Origin of the sequence: Pseudomonas sp. NFACC25 (genome assembly GCF_900100935.1) — a bacterium.
In the GTDB taxonomy this organism is placed as follows: Bacteria; Pseudomonadota; Gammaproteobacteria; order Pseudomonadales; family Pseudomonadaceae; genus Aquipseudomonas; species Aquipseudomonas marginalis.
This window is the reverse complement of sequence record NZ_FMUC01000009.1, coordinates 238,791-262,271: the sequence shown is the minus strand read 5'-3', so window position 1 is coordinate 262,271 and position 23,481 is coordinate 238,791. Positions and strand designations below refer to the sequence as shown.

Genomic DNA, 23,481 nt, shown 5'->3' with positions numbered 1-23,481 from the left:
AAGGCCAACACAATACAAATGTGGGAGGGGGCTTGCCCCCGATGGCGGTGTGTCAGTCATTGAAATATCGACTGATCCACCGCTATCGGGAGCAAGCCCCCTCCCACATGTCTTACCCAGCAGCGCTTAGGAGCGCTTAGGACTGAGCGCGAGCCTGGTTACGCAGGGCTTTTACTTGGTCGTGATTGCGTTGCACGCCGTGGTACTGACGCTCAACCAGGTCACGAATGCCCAGCAGGTTGTGCTTGTTGATCTTCTCGATGGCTTCTTTGTAAGCCTTCAGTGCGTGGTCTTCGCCGCGCTCGGCTTCGTTCAGCACAGCCTCTTCGTCCTTACCGGTCAGCATCGACTTCACGTCGACCCAGCCACGGTGCAGGGCGCCGGCTACGCTACCGGAGTCTTCCGGATCACCGCCCAGGGCACGCACGGCGGTCTTCAATTCGGCGGCAGCGGTAGCGCAGTCAGCGGAACGCTTGGCAAACAGCGCCTTGAGTTCCGGATGCTTGATGTCTTCTGCGCATTCCTTGAAGCCTTTCTGGCCGTCGATGCTGGTCTCGATCAGGTCGTTCAGTACGGAGATCGATTCTTTATTGATGTCAGTCATTTTTCAATTCCTTAGGCAGGTGAAGAAGGGTTGTCTTAATGATTGCAGCGCTCGTGCCAGGTTTTGAAAAATTACTTTTATGTTTATTTTCAATAACTTAAAAATATTTGAACCATCTGTATGTACGTTATTTGCATGATCTGTCATTTGGCCTTCATGCAGAATGCCTGTATTTTCGAAGACCTCGCCTCACTTCACATGAAGCCCATGAATCCCGAAAAACTCGAACTGCTGATCACCCGCGAAATGCCCTTCGGCAAGTACAAGGGTCGGATCATCGCCGACCTGCCGGGTCCCTACCTGAACTGGTTCGCCCGCGAGGGCTTTCCCCACGGCGAACTGGGCGGGTTGCTGGCATTGATGCAGGAAATCGACCACAACGGCTTGTCCGAATTGTTGGAACCGCTGCGCGTTAAACACGGCAAACCCGCCCCCCGCCATTAAGAGACTCGCCATGCCAAGGAATGCTGACAACGAACCTCACTGGCAGGCCATCGCCCAGCGCTATGCGCTGGAGCCCGGCCCGATCAACCTGGAGAACGGCTACTTCGGGCGTATGAGCCGCGAGGTGCAGGCGCAGTACCTGGAGCATGTGGCGTTTATCAACCGCAGCAACTCGCTGTATGTGCGCCAGCGCTTCGAGCAAGGTGAAAACGTCGAGATCCGTCGCCAACTGGCGGGCCTGATCGACGTCGACCCCGAGGCAGTCGCCTTTACCCGCAACGCCACCGAAGCCTTGCAGTCGCTGATCCGCAACTACAACCGCCTGCAACCCGGCGATCAGGTGCTGATCAGCGACCTGGAATACGACACCGTCAAAGGTGCGATGCGCTGGTTGGCGGGTGTTCGCGGTGTAGAAGTGATCGAGTTGTCCCACACTCATCCGGCCAGTTTCGACAGCCTGGTGCAGACCTATCGCGATGCGTTCGCCCGGTACCCGCGCCTGAAGCTGATGGCACTCACCCATGTGACCCACCGCACCGGCCTGGTGATGCCCGTAGAGGCCGTCGCCAAGGCCGCGCGTGAGCATGCCATCGACGTGATCCTCGACGGCGCCCATGCACTGGGCCAGATCGAGTTCAACCTCGCCGAACTGGGCATTGCGTTCGCCGGCTTCAACCTGCACAAATGGATCGGCGCGCCGCTGACCCTGGGGTTCCTCTATATCGCCCCCGAATGCCTGGCTGATATTGATCCGGACATGGGCGAGTTCCACTACCCCGCCACCGACGTGCGTGCGCGTACGTCGTACAGCACGCCGAATTTCCCCGCGTTAATGACGTTGCCGTTGGTGCTTGAAGAACATCGCGCCATGGGCGGCGCGGCGGCCAAGGGTGCGCGGGTCAGTTATCTGCGGGATGTATGGGTGAGCCAGGTGCGACCGTTGCCGGGGATCGAGGTGCTGACGCCGGATGATCCCCGGCTGTATTGCGGGATCACGGCATTCAAGTTCAGCGGGCGGGATCAGCAGGTGATGGTGGATCGCATGCTCAACGACTATGGGCTGTTCACTACTACGCGCACCGGTGCGGCGTTTGGTACCTGTATCCGCGTGACACCGGGGTTGGTGACGTCGGCGGAGGACATCAATGTTCTGGTCAATGCCATTACCGAGCTAAGCAGAGATTAAAGGTGGGCCTCAGGTTTTTACCGGCAAAAAAAAGCGGTACACCGACCAAGTGCACCGCAAAAATGCCGTTAAGCACAGCAACAACGATTCGATGAATCAGATCAATCCAGCAGCGCCAGCGCCTGCGCGGTGACTTCCTGGATGCGGGCCCAATCGCCGTTCTTGACCCACTCCGGGTCAAGCATCCAGCTACCGCCCACGCACATCACGTTTTTCAACGCCATGTAGCTCTTGATATTGGCCGGGCCGACGCCGCCGGTCGGGCAGAACTTCACTTCGCCGAACGGGCCGCCCAGGGCCTTGATCGCGGCAACACCGCCGCTGACTTCGGCCGGGAACAGTTTGAAGCGGCGGTAGCCCAGGCCGTAGCCTTCCATGATGCCGGAGGCGTTGCTGATGCCTGGCAGCAGCGGGATCGGGCTGTGCACCGAGGCTTCCAGCAGGTCGCGGGTGATGCCGGGGGTGACGATAAATTGCGAACCGGCGACTTCAGCCGCTTCAAGCATATGGCGGTCGAGTACGGTGCCGGCGCCGGTGCACAGTTCAGGCCGCTGCTGACGCAGCACCTGAATGGCCTTGAGGCCGAACTCGGAACGCAAGGTCACTTCCAATGCGGTCAAACCACCGGCTGCCAGGGCATCGGCCAGCGGCAGGATGTCCTGCTCGCGAGCGATGGTGATCACCGGCAGGATCCGCGCCTTGGCGCAGAGGCTGTCGATCAGGGCAACTTTATCCGCCATGGACACGGTCGGTTGAGGGCTTTTCATAGCGGCTGATCCTTGGCTCATGGGCACCAGTAAATCTCTAAAGTAGGTTGCAAAAACGCGCGAATCGGCATGGCAGCAACGTCGTCACTGGCCAGCGCGGCGCTCAAGGTGGTCAATTTCGAACTGCCGGAAATCGACAGCGCGGTGTAGTGGGCCGTGGCCAGCAATGCGCGACTCATGGTCAGGCGCTGGTGCGGCACGGTCGGCGCCAGCATCGGCCAGCAACGGCGGGTACCGTCGGCCTGCAGTGCAGCGGCGAGGTTCGGGCTGTTGGGAAACAGCGATGCGGTGTGGCCGTCATCGCCCATGCCCAGCACCAGCACATCAATGGCCGGCAGCTCGGCCAGCAGGCGATCGGCCTGCTCGGCAGCGTCTTCAAGGTTGGCGGCGGCGCTGTACAGGCTGAGGAACCTGGCCTTGGCCGCCGGGCCTTGCAACAGGTGCTGCTTCAACAGGCCGGCATTGCTGTCGGCGTGTTCCACCGGCACCCAGCGCTCATCGGCCAGGGTGATGGTGACCTTGGACCAGTCCAGGCCTTGCTTGGCCAGGTTCTGGAAAAACGCCACGGGGCTGCGGCCACCGGACACCACCAGGGTCGCCTCGCCACGGGCACTGATGGCCGCGCGCAGTTGTTCGGCCACGTCGTTGGCCAGGCCGTCCGCCAGCAGCACAGGCGTGCGGTACTCGTGGGCAGTCACGCCCCGAGGCAGTTTCAATTCAGATATCGCCATACCAAGACCTCCCATCCCGCGTGATCAGTGCAATCGAGCTCATCGGCCCCCAGGACCCCGCCGCATACGGCTTGGGCGCATCACCGGATTTTTTCCACCCGGCGATCAACTGGTCACACCACTTCCACGCGGCTTCGATTTCATCTTTGCGAACAAACAGGTTCTGATTGCCGCGCATCACTTCCAGCAACAACCGCTCGTAGGCATCGGGGATGCGTGCGCTGCGGTAGGTGTCGGAAAAATTCAGTTGCAGAGGCCCGCTGCGCAGTTGCATGCCCTTGTCCAGGCCCTGCTCCTTGGTCATCACGCGCAAGGAAATGCCTTCGTCCGGCTGCAGGCGGATGATCAACTTGTTGCTGATCTGCAAGCGCTGCTCGGGGGCGAAGATGTAATGAGACGGTTCCTTGAAGTGAATGACGATCTGCGACAGCTTCTGCGGCATACGCTTGCCGGTACGCAGGTAGAACGGCACCCCGGCCCAACGCCAGTTACGGATATCGGCCCGCAGCGCGACGAAGGTTTCGGTGTCGCTCTGGGTGTTGGAATTCTCTTCTTCCAGGTAACCCGGCACCGGCTTGCCGGCGCTGTAGCCGGCGATGTACTGGCCACGCACCACTTGAGTGGTAAGGCCATCCGGGCTGATCGGCGCCAGGGCCTTGAGCACCTTGACCTTCTCGTCACGGATGCTGTCGGCGGACAGGTCGGCCGGCGGGTCCATGGCGATCAGGCAAAGCAGCTGCAGCAAGTGGTTCTGGATCATGTCGCGCAGCTGGCCAGCCTTGTCGAAATAGCCCCAACGGCCTTCGATACCGACCTGTTCGGCCACGGTGATTTCCACGTGGGAGATGTAGTTCTGGTTCCACTGAGTTTCGAACAGGCTATTGGCGAAACGCAGGGCGATCAGGTTCTGGACGGTCTCTTTGCCCAGGTAGTGGTCGATACGGTAGGTGCGGTTTTCCGGGAAGAACTGCGCCACGGCATCGTTGACCTTGCGCGAGGATTCCAGGTCCGAACCGATGGGTTTCTCCAGCACGACGCGGGTGTTTTCCGCCAGGCCGACCTTGGACAGGTTCTCGCAGATCGCACCGTACACCGCCGCAGGCGTGGCGAAGTAGGCAATCAGGCGTTGCTCGGTGCCGGCCTTTTCCGCCAGGGCCACGTAGTCATCGGCTTTCATGAAGTCGACGTGGACATAGGTCAGGCGCGCAAGGAAGCGCTGGGCGATGCTCTCGTCCAGTTCCTTGCCGACGTATTTACGCAATTCTTTTTCGATATGGGCCAGGTGTTGCTGCTCGGAACCGGCTTCCCGGGCCAGGGCCAGGATACGGGTATCGTCGTGCAGCAGCCCGGCGCCATCCAGCTGATAGAGGGCAGGAAATAACTTGCGCAGCGCCAGATCACCCAAGGCGCCAAACAGGGCAAAGGTGCAGGGTTCTACGGTTATCGAAGGCATGATGTTTGTTCTTTTATCAAGTTAAGCTACAAATACCTTTTTTCAAGGCATCACTCAAGGAAAAATGTAGTAATAACCACAACATTTTCCGGAAATACGCATTCCGAGTGGTGGTGTTCAGCTACCCTCAGTAGGATAGGCCACCGCAAAAGGCCACTCGTCGATTGGTTGCCACCCTTTTATTTGCATCGTCGCCCGAAGGAAAGACTGAATGGACCGCGTGCGAAATCTTCTGGAACAGATCCGGAACCGCCTCGAAGAATTGAACAAGGCTGAGAAAAAAGTGGCCGAGGTCATCCTGCTCAACCCGCAGCAGGCGACCCGCTTCTCCATCGCAGCCCTCGCCCAGGCCGCCTCGGTCAGTGAACCGACGGTCAACCGTTTCTGCCGTTCGTTCGGCGTCAGCGGTTACCCTGAACTTAAATTGCAGTTGGCGCAAAGCCTGGCCAGTGGCGCAGCGTATGTCAGCCGCGCCGTGGAGGCCGATGATAACCCCGAGGCCTACACCCAGAAGATCTTTGGCAGCGCCATCGCCTCGCTGGACGCCGCCTGCCAGGCCCTGGACCCGGCCCTGATCAGCAAGGCCGTGGACCTGTTGATCCAGGCGCGGCAGATCCACTTCTTCGGCCTCGGTGCTTCGGCGCCGGTGGCCATGGACGCGCTGCACAAGTTTTTCCGCTTCAACCTGGCGGTCACCGCCCACGCCGACGTGCTGATGCAACGCATGATCGCCTCGGTGGCCCACACGGGCGAGTTGTTCGTGATCATTTCCTACACCGGGCGCACCCGTGAGCTGGTGGAAGTGGCGCGTATCGCCCGGGAAAACGGTGCGTCGGTGCTGGGCGTAACCGCCGAGAACTCGCCGCTGGCCAAGGCCAGTACCGTAAGCCTGAACATTCCGCTGCCCGAAGACACCGACATCTATATGCCGATGACCTCGCGGATCATTCAGTTGACGGTGCTGGATGTACTGGCCACCGGCATGACCTTGCGCCGCGGGGTGGATTTCCAGCCGCATTTGCGCAAGATCAAAGAGAGCTTGAATGACAGCCGGTATCCGGTGGGGGATGAGTTCAACTAAGCCAGCCTGTGTGCTGGCTTCACTGGCCTCATCGGGGACGATTCAACTTGCCCCCGATGAGGCCATAAGCCACGACGCTAGACTCCCGCCCGTGCCTGCAGACTGAGATGCGCCCGCTCCCCCGGCGCCAGGCTCGCCCCGGCCATCGCCGACTCCACGCACACAAACCCCGACGCCTCGTTAAAACTAACGCCCAATAGTGGCCGGCTGCCCGGATGCCATACGACGGTGTCGGCGCTGTCGCCGGTATCGATGCACAGTTCACGCTGCCAGGCGTGATCCTTGAGGTGCAGTTCGCCATCATGCTGGAACACCCGCTGGCACCCGCCATCCACTCGTAACTCGCCTTCCTGCTGGCACGCCTGGCGATTGAGCTGGTCGTAACCGTGCGCGCCGTCGAGCCCAGACAGCGCTATCTCATCAACGTGTCCAATACGCCAGTAAGCGTGCAAAGCATGGCTCAACTGGCACGGCAACTCGTCCTGATGCTCGGTGCTCAGGCGCAGTTCCAGGGTGTCGCCCAGGTGCGCGTGCAGGTCGACCTGCCAGTCGCACAGCTGCAATTGCCAGTGCAGGCGCACGCCGTCGTCGTCGCTGCTGCTGTCGAGCAGTTTCCAGTCGATCAACCGCGCCCAACCATGGGACGGCCAAGCGTTTTCGCTCGGATGGCGGCCATACCATGGCCAGCACACCGGTATGCCGCCACGGATGGCGCCGACTTGCGGCCACTTGGCTGCGCACCACAGCCAGGGTTTCTGGCCACGGGGCTGAAAGTGCAACAGTTGCGCGCCCTGGCGACTGAACACCGCCTGGCACAGCGGATGGTCGATTACCAACACGTCGCGCATCTGAAAGCGCTCCCAGGCGAACACCGGACGCTCGCGCAGGGATTTGAAAAAGCGTTGCAGCGGTTGCTCATGCATGTGCCACGGTCCCAAATATCACAGTGCCACCCAAAAAAAAGCGGATAGCCATGGCTACCCGCAAAATGCGCACAGAGAGAAGGAGCTTATCGCAACAGCGTTAGAACGTAGACTGAATTTTCAGGCCCGCCACCAGCGCGTTGTCGACTTTATCCACGCCGCCCGGTTGGACAACGTATTGCAGGTTGGGACGCACGGTCAGCCAGTTGGTGACGTGGAAACCGTAGTTGATTTCGAAGTTGTACTCGGTTTCGCGGATCGGCGAGAACAGCGGGTTGTCGTAATCGGCCACGCCGTTGGCGGCATTCAGCAGTTCGGCGTTTTTCTTCACGTCATCGTTGACGTGCAGACGCGCGGCACCAATACCGACGTCATCTTTCGGACGCGCGTCGAATGGGCCTTTGTACACCAGCATCAACGACTGGTAGTTGTCGACCAGGTTGGTTTCCTTGTCGTGGAAGGTCGCGTTGGCGGCGATGTTCAAGCCACGGGAAGCGTCGCCGTTATGGGTGGTGAGTTGCTGCTGGGCAACGAACCAGTAGCCTTTTTTGCTGCTGCGGGTACGGTAGGCCGCACCGGTGGTAGCAGCATCGTTGCCATTGACGTCTTCACGAACGTCAGCAGCATCGGCGGCGCTCTTGTAGTAACCCACACGGTATTCGCCCGGCAGGTTATTCACCTTCGGCGACCAGACCAATTCCACCGGAATCACGGTGCCCTTGGTGCCGCTGCCGCTGAGCTTGAAGCCGTTGCCGTGCTCCAGCTGCGACGGGTTCTGGTTGTACGCACCGATTTGCGCATACAGCTCAGGCGTGATGTTGTACTTCACGCGGATCGCGGCCTGGCTGACCGGCCAGTTGTACCAGGTGTTTACATAGTTGCCGACCTGGGAGCCACAGAACGACAGGTTCTGGAAGTCGCACGGGAAGGTGTTGAAGTCTTCGCCTTCACCGAAGTAGCCGAGCTTCACGTCCAGCTTGTTGTCGAACATCTGGTGCTGAATCCAGAACTGGGTCAGACGCACCATGTGGCCACGACCGTAGACTTCCATGGACGAGCTCAGCGTGCCGGCACGCGGGTCGCCAATGCGGTCGTTGGAGATGTTCTGGCCATTACGGTTAGTCAGCTGGATCTTGGCCTGGGTGTTATCCCAGCCCCACAGCTTTTGCAGGTCCAGCGCCACGCCCAACCCAAACTGGTCGGAGTAACGGCCGGTCTTGTCGTCGTTGTAGCCGCCGCGCAGGTTGGCGCCCATTTCCCCTACGTAGTCAGCCTTGATGTCGATACCTTGCTCGATCAGCTTGGTACGCTCGCCGCCCCAATCACCGGTCATCCACTTGGAGTCGGCACTGAATGCATCGGCCGCCATCGCATTGGCGGACAGTACAAGGGCTGCTGCTGCTGACAGTTGGCAGATCAGCCGAGTGTTGTTGTGTTGCTTTTTCATCCCTACATCCTCGTCTTTATTGTTATTAAACTGTTTTTATCTAACGCGGGTTACTTTTTTCATCTAAAACAACAACTTATCTACTTCAGCGACCTTTGAATTGGGCCACGTTGTCCGCATGCCCCTGTGCGGGCAATGAAGAAGCAGTGCCGAGGCGCTCGCCCGTGTTGGCGTCGAACAGCAATACCTTGGATGGATCGAATTGCAGTGTCAGGGTCTCGCCCACCTGCGGCGCCACATCAGGCGCCAAACGGCAGCAGACCTTGGTGTCATTGAGCTGCACAAACACCAGTGTGTCCGGGCCGGTCGGCTCGGTGACCTGGACCTCGGCACGAATGCTCGACGAACCATTACCCTCACCCGACGCCAGCACGATCTGCTCCGGGCGCAGGCCCAGAATCACATCACGGTCTTCCAGGCCGGCGTCGTTCATACCCAGCGGCAATTCGCATCGCGCCTGGCCGCTGTCGAGCAGCGCCACCAACTTCCCGTCCTTGCGTTTTAGGCGCATAGGAACGAAGTTCATCGGTGGTGAACCGATAAAGCTTGCCACAAATAGGTTAGCAGGGTCGTTGTAAATTTCTTTCGGCGTGCCGAATTGTTGGATGATGCCGTCCTTCATCACCGCCACTTTATCGCCCAGGGTCATCGCTTCGATCTGGTCGTGGGTCACGTAGACCGTGGTGGTCTTGAGGCGCTGGTGCATCAGCTTCATTTCGGTACGCATCTCGACGCGCAGCTTGGCGTCGAGGTTCGACAGCGGTTCGTCGAACAGGTAGATCTTCGGCCGACGTGCCAGGGCCCGGCCCATGGCCACGCGCTGTTGCTGGCCGCCGGAGAGCTGGCCCGGCTTGCGGTTGAGCAGGTGTTCGATCTGCAGCAGCTTGGCCACCCGCGCCACTTCGGCGTCGATGTCGGCCTGGGGCATCTTGCGGATCTTGAGGCCGAACTCGATGTTCTCGCGCACGCTCATGGTCGGGTACAGCGCGTAGGACTGGAACACCATGGCGATGTCACGGTCCTTGGGGCTCATGCCGCTGACGTCCTGGTCGCCGATCATGATCGCGCCGCCGGTGATGGTCTCCAGGCCGGCGATGCAGTTCATCAGCGTGGACTTACCGCAACCCGAAGGACCGACCAGGATCAGGAACTCCCCTTCCTTGATCGACAGTTCGATGTTCTTCAAGGTGTCGGGCAGGCCGGCGCCATAGGTCTTGTTTACATTGCGAAGTTCAAGCGTAGCCATGATTACCCCTTGACCGCGCCGGCCGTCAGGCCGCGCACGAAATACTTGCCTGCGATCACATAGACCAGCAGGGTCGGCAGCCCGGCGATCATCGCCGCCGCCATATCCACGTTATATTCCTTGGCCCCGGTGCTGGTGTTGACCAGGTTGTTCAGCGCCACCGTGATGGGCTGGGAGTCGCCACTGGAGAACACCACACCGAACAGGAAGTCGTTCCAGATCTGGGTGAACTGCCAGATCAGGCAGACCATGATGATCGGCGTGGACATCGGCAGAATGATCTGACGGAAGATGGTGAAGAAACCGGCCCCGTCCAGGCGTGCCGCCTTGATCAGCGCATCCGGGATGCTCACGTAGTAGTTACGGAAGAACAGCGTGGTGAACGCCAGGCCGTACACCACGTGCACAAACACCAGGCCGGTGGTGGTGCTGGCCAGGCCCATCTTGCCGAGGGTGAACGACGCGGGCAGCAGCACGGTCTGGAACGGCAGGAAGCAGCCGAACAACAGCAAGCCGAAGAACAGCTGCGAACCACGGAAGCGCCAGAACGACAGCACATAACCGTTCAATGCACCGATGGCGGTGGAAATCAGCACGGCCGGCACGGTGATCTTGAGCGAGTTCCAGAAGTAGCCATCCACGGTGGCCCAGGCCTTGACCCAGCCGATGCCGCTGACCACGGTCGGCCAGCTCAACAGGTTGCCGGTGCTGATGTCTTCCGGGGTCTTGAAGCTGGTGAGCAACATCACCACCAGCGGTACCAGGTACAGCAATACAGCGAGGATCAACACCGCGTAGATCGCGATGCGGCTCAGGCTGATGGCAGGTTTGGCAGTGAGACTAGTCATTACGCTTGGTCCTCAGCTCGGAGTAGAGGTAAGGCACGATGATCGCGAGGATCGCACCGAGCATCAGGATTGCACTGGCCGAGCCCATGCCCATCTGGCCACGGCTGAAGGTGAACGAGTACATGAACATGGCGGGCAGGTCGGACGAATAGCCCGGGCCACCGGCCGTCATGGCCGCCACCAGGTCGAAGCTCTTGATCGCAATGTGCGCCAGGATCATCACCGCACTGAAGAACACCGGACGCAGGCTCGGCAGCACCACGCTCCAGTAGATGCGCGGCAGGCTCGCGCCGTCGATCTGGGCGGCACGGATGATCGACTGATCAACCCCACGCAGGCCGGCGAGGAACATCGCCATGATGAAACCGGAGGCTTGCCACACGGCGGCAATCACCAGGCAGTAGACCACCCGGTCCGGGTCGATCAGCCAGTCGAGACGGAAGCCTTCCCAGCCCCAGTCACGCAGGAGTTTGTCCAGGCCCATGCCCGGGTTGAGCAGCCATTTCCAGGCGGTACCGGTGACGATCATCGAGAGCGCCATCGGGTACAGGTAAATGGTGCGGATAAAACCTTCGCGGCGGATTTTCTGGTCGAGGAAAATCGCCAGCGTCACGCCGATCACCAGGGTGATGCCGATGAACATCCCGCCGAACAGCGCCAGGTTCTTGCTCGCCACCCACCAACGGTCGTTGTCGAACAACCGCTCGTATTGCGCAAGACCCGCCCATTTGTAGCTTGGCAGGAACGTAGAGGTGGTAAACGAGAGCACAAACGTCCACAGGATGTAGCCGTAGAAACCCACCAACACGATGAACATGCTGGGCGCCAGCACCAGTTTGGGTAGCCAGCGCTGCAGTGCATCGAACGGCGAGGCTTTGCTGAACACAGCAACAGAACTCATGGGGAAATCCAATACAGGGAAAAAGGACTACAGAAGCACGCCTTGTGAGGGGTCAGGGATCCCCCTCACAAGGTCAACCGTTACTTGGCAGACTTGATCGCAGCGCCGAGTTTCTTGGCGGTGTCGGCCGGGTCGGCTTTCGGGTCGTTGATGTAGTTGGTCACGACATCGAAGAACGCACCTTGCACCGCCAGGGTGGTGGCCATGTTGTGCGCCATGCTTGGCTGCAGGCCGCCGGTCTTGGCGTCAGCCAGGAAGTCCTTGGCGGCGGTCTGGGCGCAGGAGTCGAAACCGTAGGAGTCCATTTTGTTCAGCATGTCGTTGCGAACAGGGATCGAGCCCTTGTTGATGCTGAACACCTTCTGGAAGTTTTCACCCAGCACGACTTTGGCGATGTCCTGCTGGCCAGCGGCAGTGCCTTTGTCTTTCTGCTTGAACACCGCCAGGGAGTCGATGTTGTAGGTGAAGGCTTTGTCGGTGCCCGGGAAGGCTACGCACTCGTAGTCTTTGCCGGCGACTTTCTTCGCGGCGGTCCATTCGGACTTGGCCCAGTCACCCATGATCTGCATACCGGCCTTGCCGTTGATGACCTTGCCTGCTTCGAGGTTCCAGTCCTGGCCTTTGCCGTCGACGTCCATATAGGTCGCGACTTTCTTCAGCTCGGTCAGGGACTTGACCATTTCCGGGCCGGTCAGCGCAGCGTTATCGAGGTCGACGAGGGCTTTCTTGTAGCCATCGGCGCCCATTACCGACAGGACCACCGCTTCGAACACGGTGCTATCCTGCCAAGGCTGGCCACCGTGGGCAAGCGGGATGAAGCCCGCGGCCTTGAGCTTGTCGCCGGCGGCGTAGAATTCTTCGAGGGTGGTGGGGTTCTTGGTGATACCGGCTTTCTTGAAGACTTCCGGGTTGATCCACAGCCAGTTCACGCGGTGGATGTTGACCGGTACGGCAACGTAGTCGCCGTCGTACTTCACGGTGTCGGAGACTTTCTTGTCGAGCAGGGAATCCCATTTTTCGTCTTTGGCGACGGACTTCAGGACGTCGGTGTCGAGCAGGCCGGTAGACGCCCATTCCTGGATGTCGGGGCCCTTGATCTGGGCAACGCCTGGCGGGTTGCCGGCGACCGCGCGGCTTTTCAGCACGGTCATGGCCGTGGCACCGCCACCACCTGCAACGGCACCGTCTTTCCAGGTGAAGCCGTCTTTCTCGACTTGGGCCTTCAGGACATCTACAGCCGCTTTTTCGCCACCCGAGGTCCACCAATGCACAACTTCAACCGTCCCTTTGGAGTCGGCGGCAAATGCACTGAGGGGAAACAACGAGGCAACGGAAATAGCTACGGCGAGGCGATTAATCGCGTTCATCTGAATACCTTTTCTTGTTGTTATGCATGCAAGTCTGGAGCTTGCGCTGCACGGAGTTTAAACATGGTTTTTTCGAGCACAGGTAACAAAGGGATGCACAAATGTCACCACTTGGTGACATAACACCCAGCGCCTAAAGCGCTGGCCATGCTCGGTGCCAGGGGCAGTGCAGGCAGCACGACCGCTTGCCAGGCATGGTACAGGTCCGGTTTACCGCCCCAGATGGTGCTGCTGGGCTGGTTGTGCGGGCTGAGTTCGTGGTGCCAGCTGCCGTGGAGGCGGTCGATGAAATGGGTGTCGCAAAACTCCCAGAAACGCCGGTACCAGGTTTCGTAATGCAGCTCACCCGTGCGTTTGAGCAAGGCCTGGGCAGCGGCGCTGGCTTCGGCGTGGGTCCAGTGCAGACGCTCGCGCACGACCGGGCGGTGGCTCCAGTCCAGGGTGTAGACGATACCGGGGGCGCCATCCACGGCCCAGGCATAGTCGCAGGCGCTGGCGAACAGGCCCTTGGCGGCGCTCAGCAGCCAGTCCGGCGTGGCCAGCCCGGCCTGCAGGCGCGCGGCTTCCAGGTGCAGCACCAGCCGCGCCCACTCAAAGCCATGGCCAGGGGTGATGCCATACGGGCGGAAGCCATCGGCGGGGTTGTCTTCGTTGTAATCGAGCAGGGGTTGCCATTGCGCGTCGAAATGCTCGATCACCATGAACTGGTTGGCGGCGGCGTGGGTATGAATCACTCGTTCGACGATGCGCAGGGCGCGGTCCAGCCAACGAGTGTCGGCGGTGACATCGGCCAGGGCCAGGAAGGCTTCGGTGGCGTGCATGTTGCTGTTGGCGCCGCGATAGGCTTCGACGCCGTTCCAGTCCCGGGCGAAGGATTCGAGCATCACGCCCTCCTCTTCGCTCCAGAAGAACTGGTCGATGATATGAATGGCGTCGCTCAGCAGATTTTGCGCGCCAGGCGCGCCCGCCACCACGGCCGAGCTGGCGGCCAGGGCGACAAAGGCATGCAGGTAGGCCGCCTTGCCGGTGTTGCCGTCCAGGGCCTGGGGCGCGGCGAACCAGCCACCGTGTTCGCTGTCACGCAAAGGCCCGCCCAGGGCCGCAACACCGTGCGCCACCAATTCGGCATAACCCGGCAAGCCCATGGCATGGGCCATGGCGAAGCTGTGGGTCATGCGCGCGGTATTCATGGTTTCGGCGTGGGCATCGGCCGGCAACTGGCCTTTGTCGTCGAGGTTGCCAAACCCCTCAGGCAGACGGGAGGCCTTGGCGAAGGCCAGCAGGCGCTGGCCTTCGGCGGCGAGCCAGGCGTGATGGGCAGGTGCATTCAGCCAACTGCTGGCAGGCAGTGGTTGCGAGGTCATGGGTGGCCCTTATTATTGTTTGTGGGATGACCGGAGTCTAAACAAGGGCGAGGTGGCGGCAAGTAACGAAGGGGATGGGAAATGTCACCAGATGGTGACATTCAAGCCGCTTAGTCGGCCTGTGGCGAGCGGGCTTGCCACAGGCCCGATATTACTGGCCGAGCGGCGTGACAGCCGCTGGCGCGTTGAGGCGCTGATTCAGGTTCTGCACCTGGCTCTGCAAGGTGGTGATATTGCGGGTGGTCTGGATGCGAAACACGTCGAACTCCTTGTTGGTCGGCGCATCGCTGTTGGCCGGCTGGCTGTCCTGGGCGCTTTTGAGTACCACGAGGTCCTGCTCAAGACGGGCGATGGCTGCGCTCGGGTTACCTTGCTTTTTCAAGGCGGCCACATCAGCAGCCAATTCCTTTATCTCGGTATCGCGCTTGCCGGCATCGCCCTGCGCTGCCTTCAGGGTGGCCACTGCATCGGTCAAGGCTTGCACCTGGCCCTGCAGCTTGGCATTGGCGCCCGACAGCTCAGTGGTGCTGGCAGTCATTTGCGCCAGGCGCTTGTCCAGCTCGGTGGCCTGGCCGGCAACGCCGAGTTGCTGCTTGCCCTGCTCCAGCAGCTGGGTTTCCAGCTGTTTGATCTGCAGTTTCAGTGCTTCGCTGCCGTTGTTCACGTTGGCTTCACTGGCTACGACCTTGCCGGAAATGTCCTGCAGGCGCCCTGCCGCTTCTTCGCTGATGCGCGCAAAGCTTTCCTGGGTGGCAACCAACTGCTGGCCCATCAGGGAAATCTGCTGGAAGCTCCACCAGGCCAGGCCGGCGAAGGCGATCAGCAGCGCGCCGATCAATGCCCACAGCGGGCCGGTGCTGGCGCCCTTGACCTTGACCACGGGCGTGTTGCGCGAACGCACCGAGGTGGCCGGGGAAGGCTCGAAATCATCGTCATCCCCAAGATCGGCCCGCAGGCTGGGAATGTTGTCGAAATCGTCTTTGGCATCGTTACGCATGAATCAACCCTGAATCAGTGAGTTAGCCGGCTGGAAAGCCGAGCGACGGGAGTATAAACCCCAACCCCATCGCGTTGATCGACCCGGAACCTGGAATTCGGTTCCCGATGTGTTGCCTGTTGTGACCTTATTTGAACCCGGGATCCTGGGCCTTCCACCAACTGCAGAACTCGTCGAGGGCGGTCCACAGGCTGACCTTGGGCTCGTAATCCAGATAATGCCTGGCCCGGCTGATGTCGAGGGTGAAATCTTTGTTCATTACCTGCATGCCCAGGCGCGATAACGCCGGCTCCGGACGACCGGGCCACATTGCGCAAAAGGCTTCGTTAAGCGCCGCCACGCTGTAGGACAAGCCGTAGGAGCGATAACGGGTCACCTGGGGCAACTCCATTTGGCGCATCACGTAATTGACCACATCCCACACCGGCACCGGCGTGCCGTTGCTGATGTTGTAGGCCTTGCCCAGGGCCGAACCGGTGGCCAGCAAACTGCTGAGCAGCGCTTCGTTGAGGTTGTGCACACTGGTGAAGTCGACCTTGTTGAGACCGTCGCCGACGATAGCCAGGCGGTTCTTGCGCTGCATTTTCAGCAGGCGCGGAAAAATACTCATGTCACCGGCACCGGTGACGAACCGCGGGCGCAGGGCCAGCACCTCGAGGCCGAACTCCTGGGCGCCGAACACTTTCTGTTCGGCCAGGTACTTCGTGGCCGCATAGGGATGCTTGAAGCGCTTGGGGACTTGCTCTTCGGTCAACCCGAGGTGATCGCGCCCGTCGAAGTAGATCGACGGCGACGACAGGTGCACCAGACGGCCCACGCGCTGCTTGAGGCAGGCTTCCACGACGTTTTCAGTCACCAGCACGTTGCCTTGATGGAAGTCCTGGTACTTCCCCCACAAGCCCACGGCGCCTGCACAATGCACCACGGCTTCGACATCGCGGCACAGGTCGCGCACCAGGTCGGCATCACTCAAGTCACCCTGGATAAACTCGGCACCGCGTCGAACCAGGTGCTCCACCCCCTCGGCGCGCCGCCCGTTGACCCGCACGTCCAGGCCCTGCTCCAGGGCGAAACGCGCAAAGCGCCCGCCGATGAAGCCGCTTGCGCCGGTGACCAGAATCTTCATGTATTACCCCGTGTTCTTTCATTTTTCATCGCTGTTGCCTTGACGACCGCCATCAGTCCAACGGCACCAACCATTGTCCACAGGCTTGGGCCAGGTGGTCGGTCAACAGGCCCAACAGCTGCCCGCCGCTGCGCCAATGATGCCAGTACAACGGCACATCGATGGGCTTATCTGGCATCAACTCGACCAGCACGCCTTTTTCCAGCTGGTCGCGCACCTGCAGTTCAGGCACCAGCCCCCAGCCGAGCCCGGCTTCCGCCAGGCGGATAAAGCCTTCGGACGATGGGCATAAATGGTGTTCGAAACCACCGTCCACGCCCAGAGACGCCAAATAGCGATGCTGCAGGAAATCATCCGGGCCAAACACCAGCGCCGGTGTGCGCGCCAGTTGGTCGGCACGCACACCTTCGGGGAAATGCCGTGCAACAAATGCCGGGCTGGCCAACGCCCGATAACGCATGGCGCCGAGCAACAGGCTGCGGGCTCCGGCCACCGGGCGCTCGCTGGCGCAGATACAGGCGGCCACCTCGCCGGCGCGCATGCGCTTGAGCCCCACCGTCTGGTCTTCTACCACCAGATCCAGCAGCAAATGCTGCTCGGCACAGAAGTCGCTGACCGCCTCGGCCCACCAAGTGGCCAGGCTGTCGGCATTCAGGGCGATGCGCAGGCGCTCAGGCATGCCTTCTTCGTCCAGCGCCGGCACCTGGCTTTGCAGGTCGCGCTCCAGCAGCCGCACTTGCTGCACATGGTTAAGCAAACGCCGACCGATATCGGTGGGCGCCGGCGGCGTAACCCGCACCAGCACCGGCTGGCCGATGCGTGCTTCCAATAACTTGATGCGCTGGGAAATCGCCGATTGCGACAGCCCCAATACCTGGGCACCGCGCTCGAAGCCGGCCTGTTCCACCACCGCCGCCAGGGCGGAAAGCAATTTATAGTCGAACATCAGTTTCTCTAATGAGCGATCAGCAATATTGGTTTTTCTTATACAGCCTGGGCCATGAGAATAGCCAGCATCGCTTCTCTCTTCATAAGGACCCTCCACCATGGCTGGCGAAACCGCCCTGGCAACCCTGCTGCGCAGCATGAGCCCGCAGCTCAATGACGGTGACTACGTGTTCTGCACCCTGCCTGACCATCGGATTCCGGCCGGTTGCGAGGCCATCGGCAGCTTTCGCGAACAGGAAGGCCTGACCCTGATCCTGGAGCGCCGGCAGGCGGAACAGGCCGGCCTGGCGTTCGACTACATCGCGGCGTGGATCACCCTGAATGTGCATTCAGCGCTGCAAGCCGTGGGCCTGACGGCCGCCTTCGCCAGCGCACTCGGCAAGGCCGGGATCAGTTGCAACGTGATCGCCGGCTACTACCACGACCACCTGTTCGTCGGCCGCGCGGATGCCGAGCGAGCCATGGACGTATTGCGGCAACTGGCAGCGACTTCGGAGTAATGGTTATGTGGCAAAGCTATCTGAACGGATTATTGGTGGCCCTGGGGCTGATCATGGCCATCGGCACGCAAAACGCATTTGTATTGGCGCAAAGCCTGCGCCGTGAACATCACCTGCCAGTGGCAGCGTTGTGCGTGGTGTGCGACGCCTTGCTCGTGGCAGCCGGGGTATTCGGCCTGGCGACGGTACTGGCACAAAACCCGCTGCTGCTGGCAATTGCCCGCTGGGGCGGCGCCGCGTTCCTGCTGTGGTACGGCACCCTGGCGCTGCGCCGGGCGTTTTCGACACAGGTCCTGGAGCAAGGGGGCGACCTCAAGGTCCGCTCATTGCGCGCCGTATTGCTCAGTGCCCTGGCGGTCACGTTGCTCAATCCGCATGTGTATCTGGACACGGTGCTGCTGATCGGCTCGCTGGGCGCGCAACAAACCGAACCCGGCGCCTACGTGGCCGGGGCCGCGAGTGCATCGTTGCTGTGGTTCGCCACCCTGGCGCTCGGCGCGGCCTGGTTGGCGCCGTGGCTGGCACGCCCGGCGACATGGCGCCTGTTGGACCTGTTGGTAGCAGTGATGATGTTCAGCGTGGCCTATCAATTGATCAGCGCCTGATGAATATTCCAAAACGCTCTGGAACCTCTATCCCACACAGTTGTTGCGTGGTTTTGCCGCACCCCCGGTGCTATGATCCGGACCCTGCGCCGCAAAGAGTACAAACTCCCCGGCGCTTGTTTGGCCGCCCGTGATCGGCCTTGCGCTCACCGCAACTGACCTGATTAGGAGAATCATCATGGCTTTCGAATTGCCGCCGCTGCCCTACGCACACGATGCCCTGCAGCCGCACATCTCCAAGGAAACCTTGGAGTACCACCACGACAAGCACCACAACACCTATGTCGTGAACCTGAACAACCTGGTGCCAGGCACCGAGTTCGAAGGCAAGACCCTGGAAGAAATCGTCAAGTCTTCTTCGGGCGGCATCTTCAACAACGCCGCTCAGGTCTGGAACCACACCTTCTACTGGAACTGCCTGGCACCAAACGCCGGCGGCCAACCTACCGGCGCACTGGCTGAAGCCATCAACGCCGCGTTCGGTTCGTTCGACAAGTTCAAGGAAGAATTCACCAAGACGTCCGTCGGCACCTTCGGTTCCGGTTGGGGCTGGCTGGTGAAAAAGGCTGACGGTTCCCTGGCCCTGGCCAGCACCATCGGCGCCGGCAACCCGCTGACCAGCGGCGACACCCCGCTGCTGACCTGCGACGTGTGGGAACACGCCTACTACATCGACTACCGCAACGTACGTCCAAAGTATGTGGAAGCGTTCTGGAACCTGGTCAACTGGAAGTTCGTCGCTGAGCAGTTCGAAGGCAAGACCTTCACTGCCTAAGCAACCCTTGCAGTAGAAAGAGCCCGGCGATTGCCGGGCTTTTTTATGCGAGGCGGGAATGATGGAACTCAGCAATGGGAACTTGCCACCTATACGGCGAGAGGAATCCCCCTCTTATCCAATATCGGAGAGTTCTCATGCCAATAGCAGAAACCGCAGCAGTCGGATTAGCCGTCGGGGTCGCCACCCAAGCGGCTCAAACCGCGCTCCCCGTAGTCGCTGATGTAGCCGCTCCTGTACTGGACAGCGCCGCACCAGGCGCAGGGCAAGCGCTCAAAGGAACAATCAACTTTGCATCTTCCGCCGCAGAGGTACTGCCGAAGATAGGAGGATAAAGAGGGAATGGCGGATCTCAATCCGCCTACAGCCCCCTCGCGCCCCAGTTTTATTTCTCACCCCACGCGACGCTGAGCCACAACGCTCCTCGACATTTTTCCCAAACCATCCCCAGCCGCAATGTTCCTTTGACTGCCAACCTCAGATTGCCAATACTCATGGCATATTGAAGGCCACCCGCATGAGACAAGGAATGCCCCTTTGAAGCTGGAACTCAAAAACAGCTTGTCGGTGAAGTTGCTACGGGTCGTGCTGCTGTCGGCGTTGATCGTGGGCGTGACGCTGAGCGTGGCGCAGATCGTGTTCGATGCCTACAAGACGCGCCAGGCCGTGGCCGGTGATGCCCAGCGCATCCTCGACATGTTTCGCGACCCCTCGACCCAGGCCGTCTATAGCCTGGACCGCGAGATGGGCATGCAGGTGATAGAGGGGCTGTTCCAGGACGAGGCGGTGCGCATGGCCTCCATCGGCCATCCCAACGAAACCATGCTGGCAGAAAAAAGCCGCGCCTTGCAGCACTCCCCCAGCCGCTGGCTCACCGACCTGATTCTTGGCCGGGAACGCACCTTCACCACGGCCTTGGTCGGCAAAGGCCCCTACAGCGAATATTACGGCGACCTGAGCATTACCCTCGACACCGCCACGTACGGCCAGGGTTTTATTGTCAGTTCGGTGATCATCTTCATTTCCGGCGTGTTACGCGCCTTGGCCATGGGCCTGGTGTTGTACCTGGTTTACCACTGGCTGCTGACCAAGCCGCTGTCGCGGATTATCGAACACCTGACATCGATCAACCCGGACCGTCCCAGCGAGCACAAGATCCCGCAACTCAAGGGCCACGAGCGCAACGAGTTGGGGTTGTGGATCAACACCGCCAACCAGTTGCTCGAATCCATCGAGCGCAACACCCACCTGCGCCATGAGGCGGAATCCAGCCTGCTGCGCATGGCCCAGTACGATTTTCTCACCGGCCTGCCCAACCGCCAGAAACTGCAGGAGCAACTGGACAAGATCCTTATCGACGCCGGCCGCCGCCAGCGCCGCGTAGCGGTGCTGTGCGTGGGACTGGATGACTTCAAAAGCGTCAACGAGCAGTTCACCTACCAGGCCGGCGACAAATTGCTGCTGGCCCTGGCCGACCGTCTGCGCGCCCACAGCGGTCGCCTCGGCGCCCTCGCCCGCCTGGGGGGCGACCAGTTCGCGCTGGTACAGGCCGATATCGACCAGCCCTACGAAGCGGCCGAACTGGCGCAAAGCATCCTCGACGACCTGGAGGCGGAGTTCGCCCTCGACCACGAGGAAATTCGCCTGCGCGCCACCATCGGCATCACCTTGTTTCCCGAAGATGGCGACAGCACCGAGAAGCTGCTGCAAAAAGCCGAACAGACCATGACCCTGGCCAAGAGTCGCTCTCGCAACCGCTATCAGTTCTATATCGCCAGCGTCGACAGCGAAATGCGCCGCCGCCGCGAGCTGGAAAAAGACCTGCGCGATGCCCTCAGCCGCGACCAGTTCCACCTGGTCTACCAGCCGCAGATCAGCTACCGCGACCAGCGTGTGGTAGGCGTGGAAGCCCTGATCCGCTGGCAGCACCCGGAACACGGCCTGGTGCCGCCGGACCTGTTCATCCCGCTGGCAGAACAGAACGGCACCATTATTCCGATTGGCGAATGGGTACTGGACCAGGCCTGTCGACAATTGCGCGAATGGCATGACCTGGGCTTCACCGAACTGCGCATGGCGGTCAACCTGTCCACCGTGCAGTTGCACCACACCGAGTTGCCACGGGTGGTCAACAACCTGATGCAGATCTACCGCCTGCCGCCGCGCAGCCTGGAACTGGAAGTCACCGAGACCGGCCTGATGGAAGACATCAGCACCGCCGCCCAACACCTGTTGAGCCTGCGCCGCTCCGGGGCATTGATCGCGATTGATGATTTCGGCACCGGCTATTCCTCCTTGAGCTATTTGAAGAGCCTGCCCCTGGACAAGATCAAGATCGACAAAAGCTTCGTCCAGGACCTGCTGGACGACGATGACGACGCCACCATCGTTCGCGCCATTATCCAACTGGGCAAAAGCCTGGGCATGCAGGTCATCGCGGAAGGCGTGGAAACCGCGGAGCAGGAGGCCTACATCATCTCCGAGGGTTGCCATGAAGGTCAGGGTTACTACTACAGTAAACCCCTGCCGGCCCGGGAGTTGGCGGCTTTTTTGAAGCAGGCGGAGCGCAATGGCGCGGCTATTCTCTGAGCGGACAAAACGATACTGAAGATTTCCCGCGTATAACCCTTTACACAAAATGCAAATCTTTCGCATTATGTCGCAGTTTTGCGCGACCCCCGCGCGCCCATCAACAACCGAAGCAGGATGTTCGCCATGATTCGTATGCCCCTGGCCACCGCCAGTCTGCTGGCCATTGCCATTTCTCTCGCCGGTTGCGGCGAAGGTAAAGACAAGCCCGCAGCCAACCAGGCGCCGACCCCGGCTGCCAGCACCACCGCTCCAGCGGCTGCCACCCCTGCCGGCCAGGTCGATGAAGCGGCCGCCAAGGCCGTGGTTGCGCATTACGCCGACATGGTCTTCGCGGTGTACAGCGATGCCGAGTCCACGGCAAAAACCCTGCAAACCGCAATCGACGCCTTCCTCGCCAAACCGAACGACGAAACCCTGAAAGCCGCCCGCGCCGCCTGGGTTGCCGCGCGCGTTCCGTACCTGCAGAGCGAAGTGTTCCGCTTCGGCAACACCATCATCGATGACTGGGAAGGTCAGGTTAACGCCTGGCCCCTGGACGAAGGCCTGATCGACTACGTCGACAAATCCTACGAACACGCTCTGGGCAACCCGGGCGCTACCGCCAACATCATCGCCAACACCGAAGTCCAGGTCGGCGAAGACAAGGTCGACGTGAAGGACATCACCCCGGAAAAACTCGCCAGCCTCAATGAGCTGGGCGGTTCCGAAGCCAACGTCGCCACCGGCTACCACGCCATCGAATTCCTGCTCTGGGGCCAGGACCTGAACGGCACCGGCCCAGGCGCCGGCAACCGCCCTGCGTCGGATTACCTGACCGGCGACGGCGCAACCGGCGGCCACAACGAGCGCCGCCGCGCCTACCTGACCGCCGTGACCCAACTGCTGGTCAGCGACCTGCAGGAAATGGTCGGCAACTGGAAACCCAACGTCGAAGACAACTACCGCGCCACCCTGGAGGCAGAACCTGCCACCGACGGCCTGCGCAAAATGTTGTTCGGCATGGGCAGCCTGTCCCTGGGCGAACTGGCCGGTGAACGCATGAAGGTTTCCCTGGAAGCCAACTCGCCGGAAGACGAACAGGACTGCTTCAGCGACAACACCCATTACTCGCACTTCTACGACGCCAAGGGCATCCGCAACGTCTACCTGGGCGAGTACACCCGCGTCGACGGCACCAAACTGACCGGCGCCAGCCTGTCGTCCCTGGTGGCCAAGGCCGACCCGGCGGCCGATACCGCGCTGAAAGCGGACCTGGCGGCGACCGAAGCGAAAATCCAGGTCATGGTTGATCATGCCAACAAGGGTGAACACTACGACCAGTTGATCGCCGCCGGTAACGACGCGGGCAACCAGATCGTGCGTGACGCCATCGCCGCCCTGGTCAAGCAGACCGGTTCGATCGAAGCCGCTGCCGGCAAGCTGGGCATCAGCGACCTGAACCCGGATAACGCTGATCACGAGTTCTGATCAGTACGGTGTTGAATGAGGCGGCCTTCGGGTCGCCTTTTTTTTACCTGCCTTTCACAGTAGGACCGCCACCCCCTCCCACATTTGATTTGCGTCGCTTTCAAGGCCC

At 60.8% G+C, this 23,481-nt stretch carries 22 protein-coding genes; 8 read left to right on the top strand and 14 right to left on the bottom strand.

The annotated features are described in order from the left end of the window. Nucleotides 1-136 precede the first annotated feature (136 nt). The gene (locus BLQ09_RS21090) at nucleotides 137-604 is read right to left on the bottom strand and encodes a ferritin-like domain-containing protein (RefSeq protein ID WP_010208206.1); all 468 of its coding nucleotides are present in this window, start codon (nucleotides 602-604) and stop codon (nucleotides 137-139) included. 207 nt (nucleotides 605-811) lie between these two features. On the opposite strand from BLQ09_RS21090, the gene BLQ09_RS21085 reads away from it, so the two are divergent. After that, on the top strand, nucleotides 812-1,048 hold the full coding sequence (locus BLQ09_RS21085; RefSeq protein ID WP_017139191.1) for a DUF3820 family protein: 237 nt from the start codon (nucleotides 812-814) through the stop codon (nucleotides 1,046-1,048). Nucleotides 1,049-1,058: 10 nt separating this feature from the next. Beyond that, complete coding sequence (locus tag BLQ09_RS21080) at nucleotides 1,059-2,234, top strand: aminotransferase class V-fold PLP-dependent enzyme (protein ID WP_092358424.1); 1,176 nt, start codon at nucleotides 1,059-1,061, stop codon at nucleotides 2,232-2,234. Nucleotides 2,235-2,335: 101 nt separating this feature from the next. On the opposite strand, the gene BLQ09_RS21075 is transcribed toward BLQ09_RS21080, so the two are convergent. The 3 genes from BLQ09_RS21075 to zwf are packed head-to-tail and all read right to left on the bottom strand — an operon-like array spanning nucleotide 2,336 to nucleotide 5,185. Further along, nucleotides 2,336-3,001, bottom strand: a complete 666-nt coding sequence (locus BLQ09_RS21075; RefSeq protein ID WP_092358422.1) for a bifunctional 4-hydroxy-2-oxoglutarate aldolase/2-dehydro-3-deoxy-phosphogluconate aldolase — start codon at nucleotides 2,999-3,001, stop codon at nucleotides 2,336-2,338. A gap of 17 nt (nucleotides 3,002-3,018) precedes the next feature. After that, entirely contained in the window at nucleotides 3,019-3,732 is a 714-nt protein-coding gene (gene pgl / locus BLQ09_RS21070) for a 6-phosphogluconolactonase (RefSeq protein ID WP_027605597.1), read from the bottom strand. Further along, the gene (gene zwf, locus BLQ09_RS21065) at nucleotides 3,719-5,185 is read right to left on the bottom strand and encodes a glucose-6-phosphate dehydrogenase (protein ID WP_027605596.1); all 1,467 of its coding nucleotides are present in this window, start codon (nucleotides 5,183-5,185) and stop codon (nucleotides 3,719-3,721) included. The genes pgl and zwf overlap by 14 nt, the downstream gene beginning before the upstream one ends. Nucleotides 5,186-5,405: 220 nt before the next feature. Here zwf and BLQ09_RS21060 point away from each other — a divergent pair, with 220 nt between their 5' ends. Beyond that, on the top strand, nucleotides 5,406-6,266 hold the full coding sequence (locus BLQ09_RS21060) for a MurR/RpiR family transcriptional regulator (protein WP_169898656.1): 861 nt from the start codon (nucleotides 5,406-5,408) through the stop codon (nucleotides 6,264-6,266). A gap of 77 nt (nucleotides 6,267-6,343) precedes the next feature. Here BLQ09_RS21060 and BLQ09_RS21055 read toward each other — a convergent pair whose 3' ends face one another. From BLQ09_RS21055 to BLQ09_RS21010, 10 genes are all read right to left on the bottom strand, one after another. After that, entirely contained in the window at nucleotides 6,344-7,189 is an 846-nt protein-coding gene (locus BLQ09_RS21055) for a D-hexose-6-phosphate mutarotase (RefSeq protein ID WP_065939135.1), read from the bottom strand. A 100-nt stretch (nucleotides 7,190-7,289) separates the two neighbouring features. Next, complete coding sequence (locus tag BLQ09_RS21050) at nucleotides 7,290-8,636, bottom strand: carbohydrate porin (RefSeq protein ID WP_027605594.1); 1,347 nt, start codon at nucleotides 8,634-8,636, stop codon at nucleotides 7,290-7,292. Between the two features lie 85 nt (nucleotides 8,637-8,721). Continuing rightward, entirely contained in the window at nucleotides 8,722-9,882 is a 1,161-nt protein-coding gene (locus tag BLQ09_RS21045; protein ID WP_027605593.1) for an ABC transporter ATP-binding protein, read from the bottom strand. 2 nt (nucleotides 9,883-9,884) lie between these two features. Further along, complete coding sequence (locus tag BLQ09_RS21040; protein WP_092358420.1) at nucleotides 9,885-10,730, bottom strand: carbohydrate ABC transporter permease; 846 nt, start codon at nucleotides 10,728-10,730, stop codon at nucleotides 9,885-9,887. After that, complete coding sequence (locus tag BLQ09_RS21035; RefSeq protein WP_003175732.1) at nucleotides 10,723-11,631, bottom strand: carbohydrate ABC transporter permease; 909 nt, start codon at nucleotides 11,629-11,631, stop codon at nucleotides 10,723-10,725. Before BLQ09_RS21035 ends, BLQ09_RS21040 begins: the two co-directional genes overlap by 8 nt. 80 nt (nucleotides 11,632-11,711) lie before the next feature. Next, nucleotides 11,712-12,998 carry an ABC transporter substrate-binding protein gene (locus tag BLQ09_RS21030; RefSeq protein ID WP_027605591.1) on the bottom strand — a complete coding sequence of 429 codons (1,287 nt, stop codon included), beginning with the start codon at nucleotides 12,996-12,998 and terminating at the stop codon, nucleotides 11,712-11,714. A gap of 104 nt (nucleotides 12,999-13,102) precedes the next feature. Then, a complete protein-coding gene (locus tag BLQ09_RS21025; protein WP_092358418.1) occupies nucleotides 13,103-14,362 on the bottom strand; it encodes a D-mannose isomerase in 1,260 nt (419 codons plus the stop codon). 151 nt (nucleotides 14,363-14,513) lie between these two features. After that, nucleotides 14,514-15,359 carry an ATPase gene (locus BLQ09_RS21020; protein ID WP_027605589.1) on the bottom strand — a complete coding sequence of 282 codons (846 nt, stop codon included), beginning with the start codon at nucleotides 15,357-15,359 and terminating at the stop codon, nucleotides 14,514-14,516. A gap of 127 nt (nucleotides 15,360-15,486) precedes the next feature. After that, entirely contained in the window at nucleotides 15,487-16,485 is a 999-nt protein-coding gene (locus BLQ09_RS21015; RefSeq protein ID WP_027605588.1) for an NAD-dependent epimerase/dehydratase family protein, read from the bottom strand. Nucleotides 16,486-16,537: 52 nt separating this feature from the next. Next, nucleotides 16,538-17,431, bottom strand: coding sequence for a LysR family transcriptional regulator ArgP (locus tag BLQ09_RS21010; protein WP_027605587.1), 894 nt, complete (start codon nucleotides 17,429-17,431; stop codon nucleotides 16,538-16,540). Nucleotides 17,432-17,531: 100 nt separating this feature from the next. On the opposite strand from BLQ09_RS21010, the gene BLQ09_RS21005 reads away from it, so the two are divergent. From BLQ09_RS21005 to BLQ09_RS20985, 5 genes are all read left to right on the top strand, one after another. Then, nucleotides 17,532-17,933 carry an ACT domain-containing protein gene (locus BLQ09_RS21005; RefSeq protein ID WP_027605586.1) on the top strand — a complete coding sequence of 134 codons (402 nt, stop codon included), beginning with the start codon at nucleotides 17,532-17,534 and terminating at the stop codon, nucleotides 17,931-17,933. A 5-nt stretch (nucleotides 17,934-17,938) separates the two neighbouring features. Further along, complete coding sequence (locus BLQ09_RS21000; RefSeq protein ID WP_092358416.1) at nucleotides 17,939-18,538, top strand: LysE/ArgO family amino acid transporter; 600 nt, start codon at nucleotides 17,939-17,941, stop codon at nucleotides 18,536-18,538. Nucleotides 18,539-18,716: 178 nt separating this feature from the next. Beyond that, a complete protein-coding gene (locus tag BLQ09_RS20995) occupies nucleotides 18,717-19,313 on the top strand; it encodes a superoxide dismutase (protein WP_003212997.1) in 597 nt (198 codons plus the stop codon). 537 nt (nucleotides 19,314-19,850) lie between these two features. Continuing rightward, nucleotides 19,851-21,902: a putative bifunctional diguanylate cyclase/phosphodiesterase gene (locus tag BLQ09_RS20990; RefSeq protein WP_027605584.1), complete on the top strand. Its 2,052-nt coding sequence runs from the start codon at nucleotides 19,851-19,853 to the stop codon at nucleotides 21,900-21,902. A 126-nt stretch (nucleotides 21,903-22,028) separates the two neighbouring features. Beyond that, nucleotides 22,029-23,372: an imelysin family protein gene (locus BLQ09_RS20985; protein ID WP_027605583.1), complete on the top strand. Its 1,344-nt coding sequence runs from the start codon at nucleotides 22,029-22,031 to the stop codon at nucleotides 23,370-23,372. The last annotated feature ends 109 nt before the right edge of the window (nucleotides 23,373-23,481 follow it).

Excerpts from the sequence above, each read along its gene's own strand:
- pgl (WP_027605597.1), bottom strand. The coding sequence starts at position 3,732 with ATGGCGATATCTGAATTGAAACTGCCTCGGGGCGTGACTGCCCACGAG.
- BLQ09_RS20985 (WP_027605583.1), top strand. The coding sequence starts at position 22,029 with ATGATTCGTATGCCCCTGGCCACCGCCAGTCTGCTGGCCATTGCCATT.
- BLQ09_RS21040 (WP_092358420.1), bottom strand. The coding sequence starts at position 10,730 with ATGACTAGTCTCACTGCCAAACCTGCCATCAGCCTGAGCCGCATCGCG.
- BLQ09_RS21075 (WP_092358422.1), bottom strand. The coding sequence starts at position 3,001 with ATGAAAAGCCCTCAACCGACCGTGTCCATGGCGGATAAAGTTGCCCTG.
- zwf (WP_027605596.1), bottom strand. The coding sequence starts at position 5,185 with ATGCCTTCGATAACCGTAGAACCCTGCACCTTTGCCCTGTTTGGCGCC.
- BLQ09_RS21050 (WP_027605594.1), bottom strand. The coding sequence starts at position 8,636 with ATGAAAAAGCAACACAACAACACTCGGCTGATCTGCCAACTGTCAGCA.
- BLQ09_RS21025 (WP_092358418.1), bottom strand. The coding sequence starts at position 14,362 with ATGACCTCGCAACCACTGCCTGCCAGCAGTTGGCTGAATGCACCTGCC.
- BLQ09_RS21030 (WP_027605591.1), bottom strand. The coding sequence starts at position 12,998 with ATGAACGCGATTAATCGCCTCGCCGTAGCTATTTCCGTTGCCTCGTTG.
- BLQ09_RS21005 (WP_027605586.1), top strand. The coding sequence starts at position 17,532 with ATGGCTGGCGAAACCGCCCTGGCAACCCTGCTGCGCAGCATGAGCCCG.
- BLQ09_RS21010 (WP_027605587.1), bottom strand. The coding sequence starts at position 17,431 with ATGTTCGACTATAAATTGCTTTCCGCCCTGGCGGCGGTGGTGGAACAG.
- BLQ09_RS21045 (WP_027605593.1), bottom strand. The coding sequence starts at position 9,882 with ATGGCTACGCTTGAACTTCGCAATGTAAACAAGACCTATGGCGCCGGC.
- BLQ09_RS21035 (WP_003175732.1), bottom strand. The coding sequence starts at position 11,631 with ATGAGTTCTGTTGCTGTGTTCAGCAAAGCCTCGCCGTTCGATGCACTG.
- BLQ09_RS21090 (WP_010208206.1), bottom strand. The coding sequence starts at position 604 with ATGACTGACATCAATAAAGAATCGATCTCCGTACTGAACGACCTGATC.
- BLQ09_RS21085 (WP_017139191.1), top strand. The coding sequence starts at position 812 with ATGAATCCCGAAAAACTCGAACTGCTGATCACCCGCGAAATGCCCTTC.
- BLQ09_RS21055 (WP_065939135.1), bottom strand. The coding sequence starts at position 7,189 with ATGCATGAGCAACCGCTGCAACGCTTTTTCAAATCCCTGCGCGAGCGT.
- BLQ09_RS21015 (WP_027605588.1), bottom strand. The coding sequence starts at position 16,485 with ATGAAGATTCTGGTCACCGGCGCAAGCGGCTTCATCGGCGGGCGCTTT.
- BLQ09_RS21020 (WP_027605589.1), bottom strand. The coding sequence starts at position 15,359 with ATGCGTAACGATGCCAAAGACGATTTCGACAACATTCCCAGCCTGCGG.
- BLQ09_RS20995 (WP_003212997.1), top strand. The coding sequence starts at position 18,717 with ATGGCTTTCGAATTGCCGCCGCTGCCCTACGCACACGATGCCCTGCAG.
- BLQ09_RS21080 (WP_092358424.1), top strand. The coding sequence starts at position 1,059 with ATGCCAAGGAATGCTGACAACGAACCTCACTGGCAGGCCATCGCCCAG.
- BLQ09_RS21000 (WP_092358416.1), top strand. The coding sequence starts at position 17,939 with ATGTGGCAAAGCTATCTGAACGGATTATTGGTGGCCCTGGGGCTGATC.